The sequence below is a fragment of the Paraburkholderia nodosa DSM 21604 genome (genome assembly GCF_000519185.1).
Classification (GTDB): Bacteria; Pseudomonadota; Gammaproteobacteria; order Burkholderiales; family Burkholderiaceae; genus Paraburkholderia; species Paraburkholderia nodosa.
Genome location: NZ_JAFA01000035.1, coordinates 18773 through 36354, shown reverse-complemented (window position 1 = coordinate 36354; position 17582 = coordinate 18773). Strand labels below are relative to the sequence as shown.

The 17582-nt window shown below is 66.2% G+C and carries 15 protein-coding genes and 3 pseudogenes; 11 read left to right on the top strand and 7 right to left on the bottom strand.

The window, feature by feature from the left end; genetic code table 11:
• Window positions 1-38: 38 nt before the first annotated feature.
• The 3 genes and pseudogenes from A3CW_RS48545 to A3CW_RS0134540 all read left to right on the top strand — a co-directional run.
• Window positions 39-476 (top strand): annotated as a pseudogene (locus tag A3CW_RS48545) (RNA polymerase sigma factor); the annotation flags it as partial.
• On the top strand, window positions 473-1408 hold the full coding sequence (locus A3CW_RS0134545) for an anti-sigma factor family protein (protein ID WP_028207624.1): 936 nt from the start codon (window positions 473-475) through the stop codon (window positions 1406-1408). The pseudogene A3CW_RS48545 and the gene A3CW_RS0134545, both read left to right, overlap by 4 nt.
• Window positions 1409-1638: 230 nt before the next feature.
• Entirely contained in the window at window positions 1639-2082 is a 444-nt protein-coding gene (locus A3CW_RS0134540) for a universal stress protein (protein ID WP_245623830.1), read from the top strand.
• 47 nt (window positions 2083-2129) lie between these two features.
• Here A3CW_RS0134540 and A3CW_RS54040 read toward each other — a convergent pair.
• Window positions 2130-2354 (bottom strand): annotated as a pseudogene (locus A3CW_RS54040) (ATP-binding protein); the annotation flags it as partial.
• Between A3CW_RS54040 and A3CW_RS48540 the strand changes: the two are divergent.
• Window positions 2352-2747 carry a ketopantoate reductase family protein gene (locus tag A3CW_RS48540; RefSeq protein WP_051481912.1) on the top strand — a complete coding sequence of 132 codons (396 nt, stop codon included), beginning with the start codon at window positions 2352-2354 and terminating at the stop codon, window positions 2745-2747. The pseudogene A3CW_RS54040 and the gene A3CW_RS48540 sit on opposite strands and share 3 nt — an antisense overlap.
• 15 nt (window positions 2748-2762) lie before the next feature.
• Window positions 2763-3965 (top strand): cytochrome P450, encoded by a 1203-nt coding sequence (locus A3CW_RS0134530; RefSeq protein WP_028207622.1) that lies wholly within the window; start codon window positions 2763-2765, stop codon window positions 3963-3965.
• A gap of 78 nt (window positions 3966-4043) precedes the next feature.
• Here the strand turns inward: A3CW_RS0134530 and A3CW_RS0134525 are convergent, their stop codons facing one another.
• The 3 genes and pseudogenes from A3CW_RS0134525 to A3CW_RS50415 all read right to left on the bottom strand — a co-directional run bounded on the left by A3CW_RS0134525 (window position 4044) and on the right by A3CW_RS50415 (window position 5870).
• Window positions 4044-4409, bottom strand: coding sequence for a cupin domain-containing protein (locus A3CW_RS0134525; protein ID WP_245623829.1), 366 nt, complete (start codon window positions 4407-4409; stop codon window positions 4044-4046).
• 259 nt (window positions 4410-4668) lie between these two features.
• Window positions 4669-5049, bottom strand: a pseudogene (locus A3CW_RS48535) (alpha/beta hydrolase); the annotation flags it as partial.
• Between the two features lie 326 nt (window positions 5050-5375).
• Complete coding sequence (locus A3CW_RS50415) at window positions 5376-5870, bottom strand: DUF3331 domain-containing protein (RefSeq protein ID WP_051481911.1); 495 nt, start codon at window positions 5868-5870, stop codon at window positions 5376-5378.
• Between the two features lie 394 nt (window positions 5871-6264).
• Here A3CW_RS50415 and A3CW_RS0134510 point away from each other — a divergent pair, with 394 nt between their 5' ends.
• From A3CW_RS0134510 to A3CW_RS0134485, 6 genes are all read left to right on the top strand, one after another.
• Window positions 6265-7338 (top strand): catalase family peroxidase, encoded by a 1074-nt coding sequence (locus tag A3CW_RS0134510; protein ID WP_028207619.1) that lies wholly within the window; start codon window positions 6265-6267, stop codon window positions 7336-7338.
• Window positions 7339-7510: 172 nt separating this feature from the next.
• On the top strand, window positions 7511-8056 hold the full coding sequence (locus A3CW_RS0134505; protein ID WP_028207618.1) for an RNA polymerase sigma factor: 546 nt from the start codon (window positions 7511-7513) through the stop codon (window positions 8054-8056).
• The gene (locus tag A3CW_RS0134500; RefSeq protein ID WP_028207617.1) at window positions 8053-8976 is read left to right on the top strand and encodes an anti-sigma factor family protein; all 924 of its coding nucleotides are present in this window, start codon (window positions 8053-8055) and stop codon (window positions 8974-8976) included. Before A3CW_RS0134505 ends, A3CW_RS0134500 begins: the two co-directional genes overlap by 4 nt.
• Window positions 8977-9048: 72 nt before the next feature.
• Window positions 9049-9885 (top strand): hypothetical protein, encoded by an 837-nt coding sequence (locus A3CW_RS48525; protein ID WP_051481910.1) that lies wholly within the window; start codon window positions 9049-9051, stop codon window positions 9883-9885.
• A gap of 19 nt (window positions 9886-9904) precedes the next feature.
• Complete coding sequence (locus tag A3CW_RS0134490) at window positions 9905-10798, top strand: c-type heme family protein (protein ID WP_028207616.1); 894 nt, start codon at window positions 9905-9907, stop codon at window positions 10796-10798.
• Between the two features lie 3 nt (window positions 10799-10801).
• A complete protein-coding gene (locus A3CW_RS0134485; protein WP_028207615.1) occupies window positions 10802-12139 on the top strand; it encodes a serine/threonine-protein kinase in 1338 nt (445 codons plus the stop codon).
• Here A3CW_RS0134485 and tagF read toward each other — a convergent pair.
• The 3 genes from tagF to tssL are packed head-to-tail and all read right to left on the bottom strand — an operon-like array spanning window position 12136 to window position 17566.
• Window positions 12136-12696, bottom strand: coding sequence for a type VI secretion system-associated protein TagF (tagF, locus tag A3CW_RS48520; RefSeq protein ID WP_051481909.1), 561 nt, complete (start codon window positions 12694-12696; stop codon window positions 12136-12138). The genes A3CW_RS0134485 and tagF overlap by 4 nt on opposite strands.
• Window positions 12693-16217, bottom strand: a complete 3525-nt coding sequence (gene tssM, locus A3CW_RS0134475; protein WP_028207614.1) for a type VI secretion system membrane subunit TssM — start codon at window positions 16215-16217, stop codon at window positions 12693-12695. Before tssM ends, tagF begins: the two co-directional genes overlap by 4 nt.
• Entirely contained in the window at window positions 16214-17566 is a 1353-nt protein-coding gene (tssL, locus tag A3CW_RS0134470) for a type VI secretion system protein TssL, long form (RefSeq protein WP_028207613.1), read from the bottom strand. The genes tssM and tssL overlap by 4 nt, the downstream gene beginning before the upstream one ends.
• Window positions 17567-17582 lie beyond the last annotated feature (16 nt).

Sequence of the window (17582 nt, the reverse complement as noted above, 5' to 3'; positions counted from 1 at the left end):
GAAATCTACCGAGACGATGACTGTCGCCGAATTGGCCGTGTGTGCGCTCGCTCGAACGTGCGCATCAACTCGAACCCGCAACGGCGCCACTGAGCTGGATGTTCTCCATTGTTCAGTCCACGCCGCTCAACGAACTGCGGGCCCGCAACGTGCGCAGCCGTTCGGGCCTGGAATGGGACGACGGTTTCCTGGAAATCGTTCCCGATCCCACTGCAAGGACACCGGAAGAACAGTTCATGAACGGGCAAGTCATCCGCGCCGTTCAGCAATTACCCGAGGCACAGCGCATTGTCATGCTGCTCGTCGCGGTGGAAGGGTTAAGCTATAGCGAAGCCGCCGAGGTGCTGGACGTGCCGATCGGCACGATCATGAGCCGGCTTTCGCGGGCACGCCAGGCAATCGGCGCCCTGTTCAACGAACGGAATAAAGAAAAACGTGCGAAAGACGCGGCGAACAGCGAGCAAAGTGGGGCATGACTATGGATGACATCCTGCTCATGGCTTATGTCGACGGCGAACTCGCGCCGCATGAGCGCGAGGACGTGGAGAAGACGATCAGCGCGTCGCCCGAGATCGCGGAGCGCGTTGCGCTAATCGCGGCCTCGGCGCTGCGGTATCAGCACGCATTTGCGCACCAGAAGCTACCACCCGTTCCCGAGCGGCTCACGCTCACGATCGCGCAGCTCTGCCGCGCGTATGCCGACGTGCCGGAAGCTTCGGGCAGCGCTCGACGCAGCACCGCTGAGCCTGCGAGGTTTTCGCGGCTTTTCTCGCGCTTGCGCTTTCGCTTTCGCTTTCCGCTCAGTCTATCGCTGCCGGGTCTCGCCATGACTTTCGCCGCGGGCGCGCTAAGCTGCGCGCTGGTGCTGCGCTTCGCGACGGACTGGGCGCGTAACGACCGCGGCGCAAGCGCCAGCGCGTTGCACGCCGCCGCCGCGAGCGTCTCGCCGTGGGTCGCGGCGGCGGTGAACTATCAACAGCTTTACACGCGCGACACCGTAGCATTCGACGCGCTCACACCGGAAGTGGCCTCGCAGGTGATCGCGCAGATTCACAGCGACGACGGCGTGCCGATACGCGTGCCCGACCTGCGCCCGGCGGGGCTCACCTTCACGCGCATTCAACGGCTGCGCTTTCACAACAGGCCGCTCGTGCAGATCGTGTATCTGCCCAAAACGGGTTTGCCCGTGGCCCTGTGCGTCATGAAGGACGAAAAACCGGACGCGAGCATGACGCATGAGCATGTCGAAAGCATGAACGTTTTGACGTGGCGGCGCGCCAGGCTCAGCTACGCGTTGATTGCGTCGCTCGACGACGATCAGCTGCTGGCAATCGGCAAACAGATTGCCAAAGGCCAGACGGACGAAACCGTGGGTCAGGTGGCGCCGCGCGGCAACGCCGCGGGTTGAATGACTGCACGCAGTGTCCGTTACTCCGGACCCCGAATTATGTCGGAATATATCCTCTCCGACGAGAACACCGCGGCGTAAACCAAACCAGCCCGCCACCTGGAATAAACACCGATAACGGACTGTTCTGATTGGGCGGCCAGGCAGCTCGCCCTCCGGGGCGAATGCACTGGCCAACCTTCATGTTCAGTCAGGCGCCGCCAGCGGCTCCGTTACGTTATCGGCACATCATGTCTTCCTTTTCCCGCATGCTGCTCGTGTATGACGGCACGAGCGAGGCCCAGGCCGCACTGCACCGCTGCTCGCAGCTTTCGCTTGCCTTGTCCGCGCCTGTCGATGTGGTCGCCGTCGTCGATACCGAAGCGGTGAATGCGAGTTGCGGCGGTCTGCTGACCGACGTTGCCTATAGCCACCTCGAGGAAATCGCCCGCAATACGCTGAGCGATGCCGTCGCGCAGCTGGCCAAGATTGGCATTGCCGCGAACGGCTGCGTCAAATACGGGCGAATCGCCGATGTCGTGGCGCGCCACGCGCAAACGGTCAACCCCGACCTCATCGTGCTCGGTCACCGCGCGCGAGCAAGGCGCTGGTGGAGCGGGCGCCCCGCTCATGTCGATCTCGCCGAGCGTCTGTGCGGAACGACCATCGTCACCGTGACGCTGGCGTCTACGTAGTCATGCGTAACACAGCGCCGATGGTCCGACGATTCAACATGCCAGCTTCACGTTGCGGCCAACGGCAGCGTGAGGCGCGCCTCCAGACCGCCTGTGCGCCGGCTTTCGAGTTCGAGCTCGCCGCGCATCGCGAGCGTGACGCGTCGAGCAATGGTGAGACCAAGCCCCGAGCCCGACGCCGATGCCGCCGTCTCGGGCGCGCGAGACCAAGCGGCGAAAACCGCTTCCAGACGGGCGGGAACGATCCCCGGCCCCGAATCGAGTACCGTGTGCAGGAGACGCTTTGGCAAAAGCTCATTCTCAACTGCGCCTATAACGCGGTCTCCGCCATCGTCCAGTTGCCGCCCGGCGCCATGGCGCATCGCGAAGCGCTGCGCGAAACCATGCGCGAAGTGGTCGCCGAATGCCTTGCCGTCGCTGCCGCCGAAGGCGTGCATTTCGAGCACGATGCCGTGCGCATGGTCGAGCAGATCGAAGCCACGACTCCCGGTCGTCAGTATTCGTCCACCGCCCAGGATCTCGCGCGCGGCAAGCACAGCGAAATCGACTTTCTCAACGGCGCGATCGTGCGGCGCGGTATGATCGCCGGTATCGCGACACCTGCCAACCGCACGCTCCACACCCTCGTCAAAGTGCTGGAAGAGAAACCCGCCGCTCACGTCTAATCGTCTCCCACACCCATGCAATTCTCCGACTTCTCCTCGCCCGCCTTCTACGCCAATCCCTATCCCCTGTACGAAAAGATTCGCGCAGCAGGGCCGATTTTGCCGGTTGGGCCCAGAGCATTCGTAACCGGGCGCTTCGAGATCATCGACGCCTTGCTGCGCGACCCGCGCATGGGCAAGACCTATCTGCAAAGCGTGGCGGCGCGCTACGGCGAGGCGGCGACCACGCAGCCGGTGTTCCAGTCGCTGAGCCGTACCTTGCTGATGATGAATCCGCCTGCGCACACGCGGTTGCGCGCGCTGTTGATGAAGACGTTCAACGCGCGCGGCATCGAAAAGCTCACTGCGATCGTCGAGGCTGCCACGCATGAACTGCTCGAACGCGTGGGCTCGCGCGCCGAGTTCGATCTGGTCAGCGACTACGCGCTCCCCTTGCCGGTGCAGATCATCTGCCGGCTGCTCGATGTCCCCGCGGCGGACGCGACCGCGCTAGGCGACGCGGCAAGCCGGCTCGTGGCGGCATTCGATCTCGCGCCGCTCGACGAAAACGGCTTGCGCGCGGCCGACGAGGCCGCGCTCACGCTCGAGCGTTACTTTCACGGTGTAATCGAACAGCGCCGCGCACAGCCCGGCGACGATCTGATTTCCGCCATGCTCAGCGTGGAAAACGAGGGTGCGCGGCTCACCGACGAAGAAGTCGTATCGAATGCCGTGCTGCTGTTCATTGCCGGCCACGAAACGACGTCGAACATGATCGGCAACATGATGATCGCGCTCTTTCGCCATCCTCAGCAGATGGAGGCGTTGAAGCAGGACCCGAAGCTGTTGCCGCGGGCGATCGCGGAGTGCATGCGTTACGACGGCGCGGTGCAGATGCTGGTCCGCACAGCGCTCGAAGACATCTCGCTTGCGGAAGCCTCCCTCGCGCGCGGCTCCGTGGTGTTCATGCTGATCGGCTCGGCCAACCGCGATCCTGCCGCATTCCCCGCGCCCGACACGCTAGACTTCGCGCGCGGCGCGAGCACGCCTTCGGTCGCGTTCGGCGCAGGCATTCACTATTGCCTGGGCGCACGGCTCGCCGCGCTCGAACTGGATGTCGCGATGCGGTCCCTGCTTGCCCGTTTCCCGGCAATCCGCCCTGTGAATCTGGACGGGCTGGTCTGGCATCGGCGCAACAATCTGCGCGGCGTGACGACCTTGCGCGTGTACACGCGTTGACGTCGGGTGGAGCCGGGTCAGCTTCGTCCTGCCCGCTCCATGAAAATTCCGTCGATCGCCATTGCGGCGCGCGCGGCCTTATTGCTTCGCATCGTCGGGGCTATACGTCACGTACAGCTTCGTATAGCCCTGCGTGTCGAATTGGCCCGTCCATCCTTTGGGAAGCGTCACGGCTTCGCCTGTCCCGACGTTCAGCACCGAGCCGTCCGACGAGGTGAGCTTCACGCCGCCAGAAAGAAAATACAGAAACTCGGTGTAGGCGAGCCCCTGCGGTCCCTTGATGACCTCGTGCGACGGGCCTGACTTGAACACGCCGGTTTGATAAGCCTTGTCCGGCGACGTAAAGCCGACCACGTCGGTCATCTGCGTGCCGTTTTCAACCGACTTTTGTGCGTCCTTGCGGTTGAAGACGGCGCCGTCCAGATCGGCTTTCGAAAGCTTCACAGGCTTTACCGTCTGTGTCTGTGTCTGTGCCTGTGCCTGCGCGCAAACGCATGCAAACAAGGAAACCGCCAGCACCGCAGCGAGAGCGGATCTATGAGTCTTGGCCATGACCATGAGTCATCCGTTGAATTTGCCCCGGATCGCTTCGAGATATTCGGGGCTCAGGTTGATATCCTTTGTGTCGGATTGCGAATCGACAAGCCTTACCTCCCAACGATACGTCGAGCGCTCACCAATGCCTTAAGCGCCGGAAGCGTCGCTACAGATGCTGGACTTGCAGCATGGCATCGGCAAACGCCTTGGGCGCTTCTTGCGGCGGAATGTGGCCAATGCCGCCGCTGATGTCCCGATGCTGATATTTGCCCGTGAACTTCCCGGCGTAAGCCGCCGGCTGCGGATGCGGCGCGCCGTTCGCGTCGCCCTCCATCGTGATGGTGGGCACCGCAATCGTGGGCGACAGCGCCAGCTTCCTTTCGATGTCGTCGTACTTCGACTCGCCTTGCGCGAGACCCAGCCGCCAGCGATAGTTGTGAATCGCCACCGCGACATGATCGAAGTTCTCGAAGGAAGCCGCCGTGCGATCGTAGGTGGGATCGTCGAAATGCCACTGCGGCGAAGCGAGGCGCCAGATCAGCTTGTTGCGTGTTCTGCAGTGTTACGGTGTGCGAATCGAACCATCACGGACACCTCCCAGTACCACTGGGACGCCAATGCCTGACTCACCCGTTGAAGCGCCAGCCGCAGGCCGGCGACCGATAGATGGCGCAAGCCTTGCAACGCCACGCTCCTGAAGCTTACATCGCGCGTGCTTGCGAGGCTCTAGTACTTTGGTATTGGGGAGTCCGGCCGCATTGATGCAGCCCGATCGTTTGGCGGGAGAAACTGAATAGGACCAGGAAATCCCAGATAATGAGTTTTGTGTGCCGGAATTTAGTGCCTTTGCGGCGCCATGCCTGGCTATTCTGGCTATTCGGAGTCGGCCAGGCGAGCGCCCCACGCCTCCAGCGACGCGGCGAGGATCATCGCCCCCGAATTCAACGGGACCTTGTAGCGGCGCGCGAGCGGCCGGAAAACCGCGTCGCCTCGCTTGATGTGCTCCCCGGACAGGACACAGATGCCCGACTTTCTGGCGATTGCGCGTTTCCAGACCTGCTCGCGGTAGCTGCAGCGCGTCGGGTCGCTCCACGAGAGCGTGAACGACGAATTGGCCAGTCGCTCTTCTATCTTGACCGTGCAACTTGCGTAGGTGTTGTGATCCGCGGCCCGCAGATCGCTGCGCGTGCGCACCGCGGGCGCGCAGCGCGCAACGCTGGTCCTCGAAGCCGGCGGGGCTAGCAGGCCAGAGACCACGTGCGCCCACGGATTGCGCGCGCAGTCCCGCGCAGTGGCGGCTGCGTCGTCGTCCGGCGCGTGTGTTGGATCGTTGGCGTCATCGGCACCAGCGGGCTGCACGAGGCGCATGTTTTCGCCAGGGCCGCCGCCATCGAGTGCGCCTCCCGCATATGTCGACCTCCACGAATCCAATCTCACCACGGCTAACTCCCATTTTCTGGGTGAGCGTGTCTGTCACGCGTGTCCCGTCGCCCGAAACCGGAACGTCCTGCGTATTGCGCCCACTCATTTCGAATGACTGAAGCTTAAGGAGAAGCGCGGCGAGTCGCTATTCTTCCCTCGCATAAACGGATAGACGCTTCTGAATGACGACCCCATACGCAGGTATAGCTTCGTCGTTCAGTGCACACTGAATAGCGGCAAGCGGATTACCATAGCGGCGTCGCCGCACGACGGCACCGCACGAGATTCATAGAGGGCCTTTCCATGCATCAGCGGCTGTATGAGGCCCCCGCGCTGATTTATGTCCCGCATTTCGCTTTCGCAACTTCTTGTCCGATACGCATTCATCGCGATCACGCTCGCGGCCTTTGCCGCGGCGTTCGCATGGGCCGCGGGCTGGATACACTGGCCCGGCGCCCAGGCCGCGCTCACGCCCGACCGGCTCATCGACGCCTTCGAACGCAGCGCCGGCAAGCATCCCGGATTTCGCCGCAACCATGCAAAAGGCATCTGCGTGAGCGGCTATTTCGACAGCAACGGCAACGGCACGGCGCTTTCTCGCGCGAGCGTATTCGAGCGCGGCCGCACGCCGTTGATTGGCCGCTTCTCCGCGCCCGGCGGCAATCCCGCCGAAGACGACGCGGATACGACCGTGCGCAGCTTTGCGCTGCTTTTCACACTGCGCGACGGCGAGCAATGGCGCACCGGCATGAATTCCGCGCCCGTCTTCGCGGTGCGCACGCCACAAGCGGTTTACGAACTGCAAGAGGCAATGCAGCACGACAAGCGCACGGGCCGCCCCGACCCCGCGAGACTCGACGCGTTCTTTGCGAGCCACCCCGAAACCGACGCGCTGCGCGCCTGGCTCGCCGCGCATCCGCCGGCTTCCGCGTTCTATAACGCGAGCTACTACAGCATCGACGCGTTTCGCTTCACCAATGCAAGCGGCAACATGCGATTCGTGCGCTGGAGTGTCGTGCCCGATACGCCTTACGCGCCGCTGGACACCCGGAATTCGAACGCGAGAGACCCCGACTTCCTCGCGCGCGACCTGAAAGTGCAATTGCAATCGGCTCCGGTGCGCTGGCACCTCATGCTGACGCCCGCGGGTGCCGACGATCCGGTGGACGACGCCACCCGCGCGTGGCCCGTCGAACGCGAGCAGCATCGCGTCGATGCGGGTACCATCGTCATCGAGCATGCGCAGTCGCAGATCGACGGTCCCTGCCGCGACATCAATTTCGACCCGACGGTCCTGCCGGTGGGCATTGCGCCCTCTGACGACCCGCTGCTCGCCGCGCGCGCGGCCGCTTACGCGGTGTCGTTCGACCGGCGCACGAGCGAAGAAGCGCACGCCGGTGTGAAAGCCCGCTGAAGGCAGCGCGGGCGCAACCCAAACGAAAGCATGGAATAAAGCCCACCGGCCGGGTGTTTCGTTTCAAGTTCACCCAAATGGCCCGAGCCGCCCGCTCCCAACAGACGGTCGCACACGACCGCGAAGCGCGCGCCGGTCCGGATTGAACGGGGATCGTGGAGAAAACCCTTCGATGAGCGGTACAGACTTACCGGGCATGCTTCCCGCCATGATTCCGCGGCTGTGGGCGTTTGCGCTGCGCCTGTCCGGGGACCACCACGATGCCGAAGACCTCGTACAGCGCGCCTGCCTGCGCGGGCTTGAACGCGCGCATCAGCTTCAGCCCGACACGGCTCCGCTGAGCTGGATGTACTCCATCGTGCATTCCACATGGATCAACGAGTTGCGAGCCCGCAGCGTGCGCAAGCGCGCGAGCTTCGAATGGGACGACGATTTCCTCGAAAACCTCCCCGATCCCGTTGATAAAGGCCCCGAAACGCAACTCATGCACAGCCAGATCATCGAGGCGGTCGAGCGCCTGCCCGAAGCCCAGCGTGTGGTGATGCTGCTCGTCGCGGTCGAAGGCATGACGTACCAGCAGGCCGCCGACGTGCTCAAGGTACCCATTGGCACCGTGATGAGCCGGCTCTCGCGAGCGCGGCAATCGGTCGGCGCCATGTTCAGCGGTGCAGAGCCCAAGGCGCCGCCCGCCCCGCAGCACAAGGACTCACTCGCATGATTGCCGACGACGCACAGTTACTCGCCTATGTGGACGGCCGCCTGTCGCCGGACGAGCGCGCCGCGATCGAAGCGCAGTTGCGCGAGTCCGCCGAGGCGCGCAAGAAGGTCACGCTGCTGCGCACCTCGCAGGTCGATTTCGCCGGTGCCTTCGCCCAGCAAACGCTGCCGCCCGTGCCCGAATCGCTGCGCCTTGGCATCGAGGAAATGGTGCGCGCACAAACCGGGCAGCCTGCGCAACCGTCTTCGAGCGCGAACGACGCGGCGATACCAGCCGCGGAACAACAGACTTCCGCGCCCGTGAGATCGCGCCTGCGCCGCGTGCCGGTCTGGCTCGCAGCGGCATGCGTGGCGGGCGCGTTCCTGGCCGGCCAGTTCGTGCGCTTCGACGCGCTGTTCGGGCCTGCCGGTCAAGGCTCCGGCGCCTCGCAACTCGCGAGCGCATCGGAGCTGTCGCCGTGGGTGAAGGCGGCGGTTGGCTACCAGAAGCTCTATACGCGGGAGACCGTCGCCTACCGTCAGGACGATCCGGCGCTCGCCGCCAGGGTCGTCGAGGACATCCGCCGCGACGACCGTCTCGCGCTGCGCGTGCCCGATCTGAGCAGCGCCGGGCTCACTTTCAAGTCGGTGCAGCGCCTGCGCTTTCACGACAAGCCGCTCGTGCAGATCGTTTATCTGCCGCGCAACGGGCCACCCATCGCGTTGTGCGTGATGAAGGACCCGCGCCCGGACAAAGCGGTCGCCTCGCGCACCGTCGACTCGATGGGCGTCACCACGTGGCGGCAGAACGAGCTGACCTACGCGCTCATCGGCCAGGCGGGCGATGTCGATCTCGCCGCGCTCGGCAAGCGCATCTCCAACCTCGATACGGCCGCGCTATTCAGCGAGGCGCAGGAAGCCGTACCGCCGCATAACGGGTAAGCGCCAAGGTCGGCGCGGAATAATTTCGCCGCCGGGCTGTTGTGTTGAGGAACCCTCGACCAATGGCTCGGCATGATTCATCGATTGCACCTCTGGGCAGCGGGCATCGTCATCGCGGCGGCGCTTGCGTCGCCCGCGCACGCCGCCTGGCGGATCGCGAGCAGCGATGCACCCGTCAGCGTCGTGCGCGGCACGAACGTGACTTCGGCAGCGGCGGGCGACATCTTGCGCGACGGCGACCTGCTCGAATCGCGCAATGGCGTGGCGCATCTGCAGGACGAGCACGGCACGCTCGTCGCGCTCGGTCCGCGAACTCGCGCGATGCTCATGGCCGACGCCCATGTCGCCTTGCTCAGCGGCTGGCTGAAGATCGCCGCTGCCGCGTGCGCCACCGCGCCCTGTGCCCCGGTGCGCGTGGACACGGAACCCGGAGCGCTCGACGTTGGATCGGGCGCGGCGGCGATCATCGCAGCGCCCGAAGACACGCAAACGGTCGACGTATTCAGCGAAAGCGGTACGCAGACCTTCGCGGCCAAGCCGCCCACGTCGATACCCAACGGCCGGTTCGCGAGCATCGGCAACCTCGGGCATGTGCAATTGTCGGCGCGCCCCACCGACGCCTTCGTCACGACCATGCCGGTCGCGTTTCGCGACGCCTTGCAGCCGCTCGCCGTCGCAAAGCCCGCACGCAGTGCGCCGCCCTCGCACGCCGCGACTTACGACGACATCGCGCCGTGGCTGGACAGCAAGCTGCCCGCGCGCAAGACCTTTCCCGCACGCTTTCGCTCGCGTCTGACCGATCGTGCATTTCGCCACGATGTTCAGGCACATCTGAACACCCTGCCCGACTGGCGCGCCCTGCTCTATCCGCCAGAGCGCCCGGGCGTTCGCAAAGTGCGCTATCCATAAGGCTCGATCCTTCACCGCCATGAAGCCCGGACTCTCGCTCAGCGTCAAATTCAACCTGGTATTCCTGATCATCTTCGCGATCGCGCTGGTGGTGATCGGCGTGGTCTCCGACCGTCTGCTGCAAAAGCAGGCGCTCGAAGAAACCGCGCACGACGCCAACATCCTCGCGAGCGCTGCATCGTCGATGCAGAGCTACACCGCGGCGCACGTCACGCCGCTGCTCGCCACGCAGATCAAGTACAGCTTCGTGCCCGAATCGATCCCCGCGTTTTCGGCCATCGAGATGCTCAAACTGCTGGGGAAGGACTTCCCGAACTTCTCGTACAACGCCACGATGCTCAACCCGACCAATCCGCGCGACCGCCCGACCGACTGGGAGACCGACGTCATCCGCCATCTGCACGATCATCCGGAACTCAAGGAACTGACCGGCCAGCGCGATGCGCCGGGCGGCCGCTCGTTCTTCCTCGCGCGGCCCAGCAGCATTACCGACACCGCCTGCATGCAGTGCCACAGCACGCCGAACGCCGCGCCCGCGACGGTGATCGAGAAGTACGGCACCTCGAACGGCTTCGGCTGGACCATGAACGAGGTGATCGGCGCGGAGTTCGTGTCCGTGCCGATGGCGCAGCCCCTTGCGCGCGGACGGGCCGTGTGGCGCACGTTCATGCTTTCGCTCAGCGCCGTGTTCGCGGTCGTGCTGATCGTCATGAACGTGATGATGCACGTGCTGATCACGCGCCCCATTCGTGCGCTGTCGCGCGCCGCCGACGAAATGAGCCTCGGCAAGCTCGACGCAACCACGCTGCCAACGGGCGGCTCGGACGAAATCGCCTCGCTCGCGGTGTCCTTCGGACGCATGCAGACCAGCCTCATCGAAGCGTTCCGCATTCTCGACGAAGAGCAGACGTAAGCGATGTCCCACTCCGCCGACATCCCCACGACATTCGACCGCTACGTGATCGAGCGCGTGCTCGGGCGCGGCGCAATGGGCGTGGTGTATCTGGCGTTCGACCCGCGCATCGAGCGCAAGGTGGCGCTCAAAACCATCGAGCGGCCCGCAGGCGGCGAAACGGACCATGAACTCACCGCGCGCTTTCTGAACGAGGCGCGGGCCGCAGGACGTCTCGCCCATCCGCACATCGTGGCGGTGTACGACTATGGCGAAACGGGCGACACCGCCTTCATCACGATGGAATACGTGCGCGGCGACACCCTCGCTGCGCATCTCGCGCAGCACGCGCGCGCGGGCACGCAGATGAATCCGCGGGCCGCCCTGCGCTGGTTCGCGCAACTGCTCGATGCACTCGACTACGCGCACGGCTCAGGCATCGTTCACCGCGACATCAAGCCCGCCAATCTGCTGATCTCGCCGCGCGGCGAATGCAAGGTCGCGGACTTCGGCATCGCGCAGCTCGACACGTCCACGCTCACGCAAACCGGCACGCTGCTCGGCACGCCGAGCTATATGTCGCCGGAGCAGTTCACCGGCGACGCCGTCGATGCACGCTCCGATCTCTTTAGCGCCGCCGTCGTGCTCTACGAAATGCTCACCGGCGTGTGCCCGTTCACGGGAACGCCGGGCGCTGTGATGCGCAAGATTCTCGACGAGATGCCGCCGCCCCCTTCCGCAGTCGTGCCCGGCTTGCCTGCATATGTCGACGCACTGGTGATGAAAGGCATGGAGAAGCGCCCCCCAATGCGCTACGCCGGCGCGCGCGAATGGCGCGATGCACTGCTTGCGGCGCTCGCAGTCGAGGTCCATGAGGATGCCGAACGAACCGTGCTCGCGCATGCGGCCTTCGAATCGCCGATCCCCGCGCCGCCAACGCAGACCCCACTCGACCCCGAACTCATCGCGCACCTGGAGAAGCGCCTCGCGAGCCATGTCGGGCCCGTGGCGTCGCTGCTGGTACGGCGTGCGTGCGCAGGCGCGACGAACATCGATATGCTGCGCGAACGCCTCAGCGCTCACTTGCCCACCGACGATGCGCGGCGCGACTTCGATTCGCTGTTGATTCCGGTGGGCGCGGGCGCGCCGCGCACGATCGGCGCGCAGACCATCAGCGCCGAAAGCGTGAGCGAAGCCGCCTCGCGCCTCTCGACGCTGCTGGGCCCCATCGCCCGTATCGTGGCGCGCCGTGCCGCAACCCAGGCCACCGATCTGCGCACCTTCCACGCGCAACTGCTCGACGCCGTGCCGGAGTCGCACCGCGAAGCGCTGCGCCGCGAATGGGGCATCGACGGCGATTAGTCCACGCTGTCGTGCGCTTCGAGCAGATCCAGGAACACGCGCGCATCGAGCGGCCCCTCGTGCCGATGCGTCACGCTATCCGCGTGGGTCCACCATACGCTGGCGCCTTCGCACGATGCCAACGCGACTGGCTGCTCGCGCAGCGCAGCCAGGTTCGACTCGAACGCCTCAAGCGAAAACGAAGGCGCCAGCGTGGACAGGGCCAGCGTGCATGCCTCGTCGTGCCAGCGCGAATCGACGGCGCGCGCGGCGCTTTCGATCTGCCGCGCGATCACGAATGGAAAATAGCGCCCCACGGCGTCGATGCCCGGCATGAGCACGCCGGTGCAGGCGCAGTCGTCGATAATGGAGGGCGGAGCCGAAAAGCGCCACACGGGCATCTCCAGATAACGCTCGAGCCAGCCTCCGGCATGGCGCTCGCGCGCGGCGAGCAAGCCGCGTTGCAGCCACGTGTCCCAACGGCCGACGAAAGCCGCGGAAAGGCCGCCTCCGACGAAATCGCCATGCGTGCGGACCTTGCCGTAAAAACCGGCATCGATTCGATCATCTGCGTTCATAGCGACGCCGGGCAACGAAAGCCATTGAGCACGCCCGCGCGCAACGGATTGTTCACGCTGCCGGCCACGAGCGCGAGCGTCACCTTGCCGCCGTCGAACGTGGCGTTGAAATGATCGGCCTGACCGGCCTGCTCGATGCGCGCGGCGTCGAGCAGATGGAACAGCGCCCAGGGTCCTTCCGCGCGAGGCGGCGGCACAGCCGCGGGGTCGAGTTCGACATGCGCCTGCCCCGTGCCCTTCCCGCTCGGCCACTGGAACGCGGCGGTGGCGTTGGGCGCATCGCTCGTCGCGCTCAGTTGGGTGCCGTCGATATCGAGCACGAAGCGCTTCACCGAAGGATCGAGCGTGACCACCTTCGCCGAGAACCGCACGGACACGTCGTGGCCGCCGTCGCGGAACAAGGCGTCCCGCAGCGTCGCCGCACGCTGGAACGCCACCGGCACATCGTCAGGAATGCCGAGGGCTTTCGCTTCAGGCCGCCACTTCCATACCGTGCCGGACGTATCCACCCGATTCTGCAGATTCTTCTGGAAGAACGCGTCGATCAGGCCGCCAGGCGCCAGCACGCGCGCGAAGTCGTCGGGCGCGGCGTCGCGCGCCGACGCCCTCACGAGTGGATAGCGGCCGTCGAGCGCCTGCCTGCACGCGGGCGCGACGGTCGTGGCCCACAGTGTCTGCAACTGCGCACGCTGGCCCTGGATCTGCACGGTATCGGCGTTGCCCGCTACGCCTTGCAGCACCGCCGCGAGCGGCGCGGGCGCGTTCTGCGAGAGCAGCTTCAGGTGGTCGAGCGGGCCCGTGGCGGGCGGCGGCAGCGACTGCTTGCGCGCCGTGTCTTCCGCCTGCAGGGTCGCAGCGGCGTCCTTGAGCGCGTTGATGTATTCGTCCAGTGCCGCGCCAGCCAGATCGTGCAGCGTCTGGAAATGCGTATCGACGGGCGTCGGCGCGGCGGGCTGCTCTGCATCCGCACCGATGCGGTTCTTGAGCGCATCGAGCTTGCCGGGCGCGGCGACCGGCGGCGTGAAGGTCGTTTCGCGCGCAACGGCCTGAATCAGCGCGCGCAACGGCGAATTCGCCGAGCCGAGCAGGTTCGCGATGCGCGCGCCCTGATCCGGCGCACTGAACGGCACGACGGCGATATCGGCAAGCAATGCGTCCCACTGGCGGATCGCCTCCTCGCTGTAGAGCCGCGTGAGCGCCGCGCGCAATGCCTCGGTGCTCTGCGCATCCGTATGCGTCTGGCCCGCGCCGAGCACCCAGTCGTCCTTCGACAGATTGGCGAGCGCGTCTTCGCGCAAACGCACGAACGCGTCGAAGCCCGCACGCGTGTAGGCGCCCTCTATGCCCTGCGTGAGCGGCGCGCCACTCCTTCTCACGAACACGATCTGCCCGCTCGGCCCCGCCGCCTTCGCCACGGTGAATTCCGGCAGGCGCAGTTGTGCGAGTTGCTGATCGATACGGCCGTCCAGCCGCTGCGCGAGCGGCACCCGGTTGAGCACGGCGCGCGCCTGTGCGATCAGGTTCTGATCGAGCGGCAAGTTCGAATCGAACTCGCCACGCCGGAACAACGCCTGCAAATGCTGCTCGATGTCCGCGCGCTGTGCGTCGCTCGCGTCTTTCATCGAACCCGTTCGCCAGGTACGCAGCGCCCAGACCTGCAGCGCGTCCGGGTCGAAATGCGTCGGGTCGCCCAGCATCAGGTACGCGCGTAGGGCCTCATAGAGCGTGGCGGGATCTTCCGCGCTGCCGCGGCGAAGCTGGTCTTCCATGCGTTGCACGACGATCGGCAGCAAGGTCTGCCGCAACAGGCGCTGGTACACACGCTGCGCCTCCTGGCCGAGTTTCTGACGCTGATCGAGGCCGAGACCCGCCCACCACGGCGCGTCACGCGAAGCGCGCTCCGCTTCGCCGCCGGGCAAATCGCGCGCCGCGTCGAGCAGCGGCAGGACCGCAAGCGGACTGTCACCCGCGCTGGTCTTCTTCGCAAGCTCGGCGAGCGCGGCAATCTGCTGACGGCTTGCATCGACGAAGCGGCGATTCGCGCGGTCGCTCGCGAACAGGGCGATCAGTCCCGCCGCCAGCAACACGGCGATGCCCGCGATCGCTGCCTGCTGAAAGCGCGCGCGCCGCCGCAGCGCGCGCGGATCGCTGCCCGCGATGCCCTGCTCGGCGAAAATCACGTCGCGCAGCAGCCGCTTGACGAAATACGCGCGCCCGCTCGAGGCGTCCGCCATCACGACCTCGCGGCTCAAACCCAGCGATGCCGCCATCGCGCTCATCATGCGGTCGAGCGGACGTCCGCTCTGCGTGCCGCTCGTGAAGTACACGCCGCGCAGCGACGGCGCGCGCGCGAAACGCGATTCGCCGAATGCCTCTTCGAGAAACCGCCGCAACGCACGCTCGATGCCCGCGAACTGCTGCGGGAACGCATAGATCAGCGCACGCCGCCGCGCGTCGGTTTCCTGCTGCATGCGTTGCAGGACGCGGCCTTGTAGTTGTGCGTGCAACAAGCCGAACTCTTCGGAGAAGCGCGCGAGCGGCGCACTGCCTTCGCTCTCCTCGTTCTCAGACGCGAGCGGGAACGTCATGCCCCACACCTGCTCGCGCTCGTCGCGCCCGAAGTCGTCGAAATACTCGGAGAAGCCTGCGAGCATGTCGGTTTTCGTCACGACGACGTACACCGGCAGGTGCACACCGAGTTGCTGGTTCAGTTCGGCAAGGCGCTCGCGGATCGCGGCGGCATAGGTGGCGCGCCCGGCGTCGGACTGTTGCAGCAGATCGGCGGCCGAAACCACGGCCATCACGCCGTCGAGCGGCCGGCGCGGCCGGTACTTGCGCAGCAGCCCGAGAAACCCGAGCCATGCGCCGCGATCGGCCTGCTCGTGGCTGTCCTGCGTGGTGAAACGGCCCGCCGTGTCGAGCAGCACCGCGTGGTCCGTGAACCACCAGTCGCAGTTGCGCGTGCCGCCCACGCCACCCACCGCCTGCGCGCCAAGCCGGTCCGCGAGCGGGAAGTGCAGCCCCGAGTGCGCAAGCGCGGTCGTCTTGCCCGCGCCCGGCGCGCCGACGAAGAGATACCACGGCAAGTAGTAGAGCGTTTTCCGGCGCGGGGCGAGCCACGCGAACATGCGCCGCATGCCGCGCGCGCCGCCGGCAGACGCGCGCGACTCGCGCAGTGTCTTCAGCGCCGCTTCGAAGCGCGTGCGCAGTGCCGCGACGTCGGCGTCGGCGGCCTTGCGCGCGGGGTCAGGTGCGTGCTTCGCGGGATCGAGCGCATCGGCCACGAGGCTCTGCACGAACGTCGAACTGGCGATGCGCGCCTTGGCAAACCGGACGCCCCAATAGAGCGCCCAGCACGCGAGGATGAGCGCGATCACGGTCCAGCGCCGGGCGCTGCTCTCGAGCGGCGCCGTACCGTTGAACGCCACGAGCGGCCCTTCGAACCAGACCAGCGCGCAAAGCGCCAGTACGCCCGCAAACGTCACGACAGCGGGCTTTTTGAACCCCTGGATCCACATCATGGCGCGGCTCCCGGCGCAAGAATGGCGATGGTCACGCGGCGGTTGCGCGCGCGGCCCGCCGCGGTTTCGTTCGATGCGACCGGCTCGGTATCGCCGCGGCCCTCCGCGCTCACGCGCGCAGGGTCCGCAAGATGCGCCGCGAGGATCGCACGCACCGTATCCGCGCGCGCCTGCGAAAGCGCGACGTTGGAGGGAAAGCGCGCCGACACGATGCGCTGGTCGTCCGTATGCCCGATCACGACGACATTGCCAGGCTTGTCCGTCAACGCCTCGCCGATGCGCTGCACGAGCGGCACGAAACGCGGATCGAGTTCGGCGCTGCCGGACGCGAAGATCTGCGTGCCTTCGGCGCTGTTGTTGATGGTCACGGTCGTGCGGTCACCCGATTCGCCGACCGTGACCAGCCCTTGCGCTATCTCGGGCGCGAGAAAGCCATCGAGCGCCGACGCGAACTTCGGCGCCGCCTGCGTCTTGGCCGCGAGCACGGGCGCGGGCGCCACGCGAATGCCGCGCATCGCCTCGAACACCGGGTCGGAGAACGCGTTGATGCGCAGCCCGAGCACGAGGCTCGTCGCCATCAACACGAGGCCCGCGAGCGCCAGCGCGACCCACAGCGGCACGAAACCCAGCGTCCGTTCGCGCGCGGGCTCCGCGGGCTGCCAGTGCGGCGACAGCGCGCGCTCGACCGGGCCGCGTTGCGCGCGGATCATCTGTTCGAGGCGTTCGCGAATCTCGTCGAGCTGCCGCTTACCGCCTTCGATGAGCCGGTAGCGCCCGTCGAAGCCAAGCGCGAGGATCACGTAGATCAGTTCGAGCAGGTCGATATCCGCAGCGGGTGTTTGTGCGAGCCGCTGCAACATGACGAAAAGCCGCTCGCCGCCGGAGGCCTCGTTGTGAAACGTCACCAGGAGGCTCCTGCGGCCCCAGACCCCCGCGCCCCACGGCGTCGCCGCAATGGCCTCGTCGATGAAGGTGCACAGGCAATAGCGCGCCGGACCGAGCTGCGTGTCGGGCACGCCGAAGGCGCGGCCGTCGGCCTCGAAGCGGCGCACCATCTGGATCAGTTGGGCGCGCAGCGTGTCGAGATCCGGGTGGCTCGGCAGACGGCGCAACGGCAGCGCGAGTTCCAGCAACGGATTGGCCGCCCGCAGCAGCGGGTTGCGCCCGGCGATCAAGGTATCGAGCGGCGTGAGCGCGGGCTCGGGGCCTTGCGGCTTGCGCTGCGGCGTGGGTTCCGCTTCGGCGCTGGCCGAGCGTTCGCGCTTGCGCCCTGGCATCGGCATGCGGATCGTGCGCGCCGCGTCGAGATAGTCCGCATCGTCGAGCGGCGCGTTCGTGCTGTCGGTCATGGCAAAGGTCCTCGAT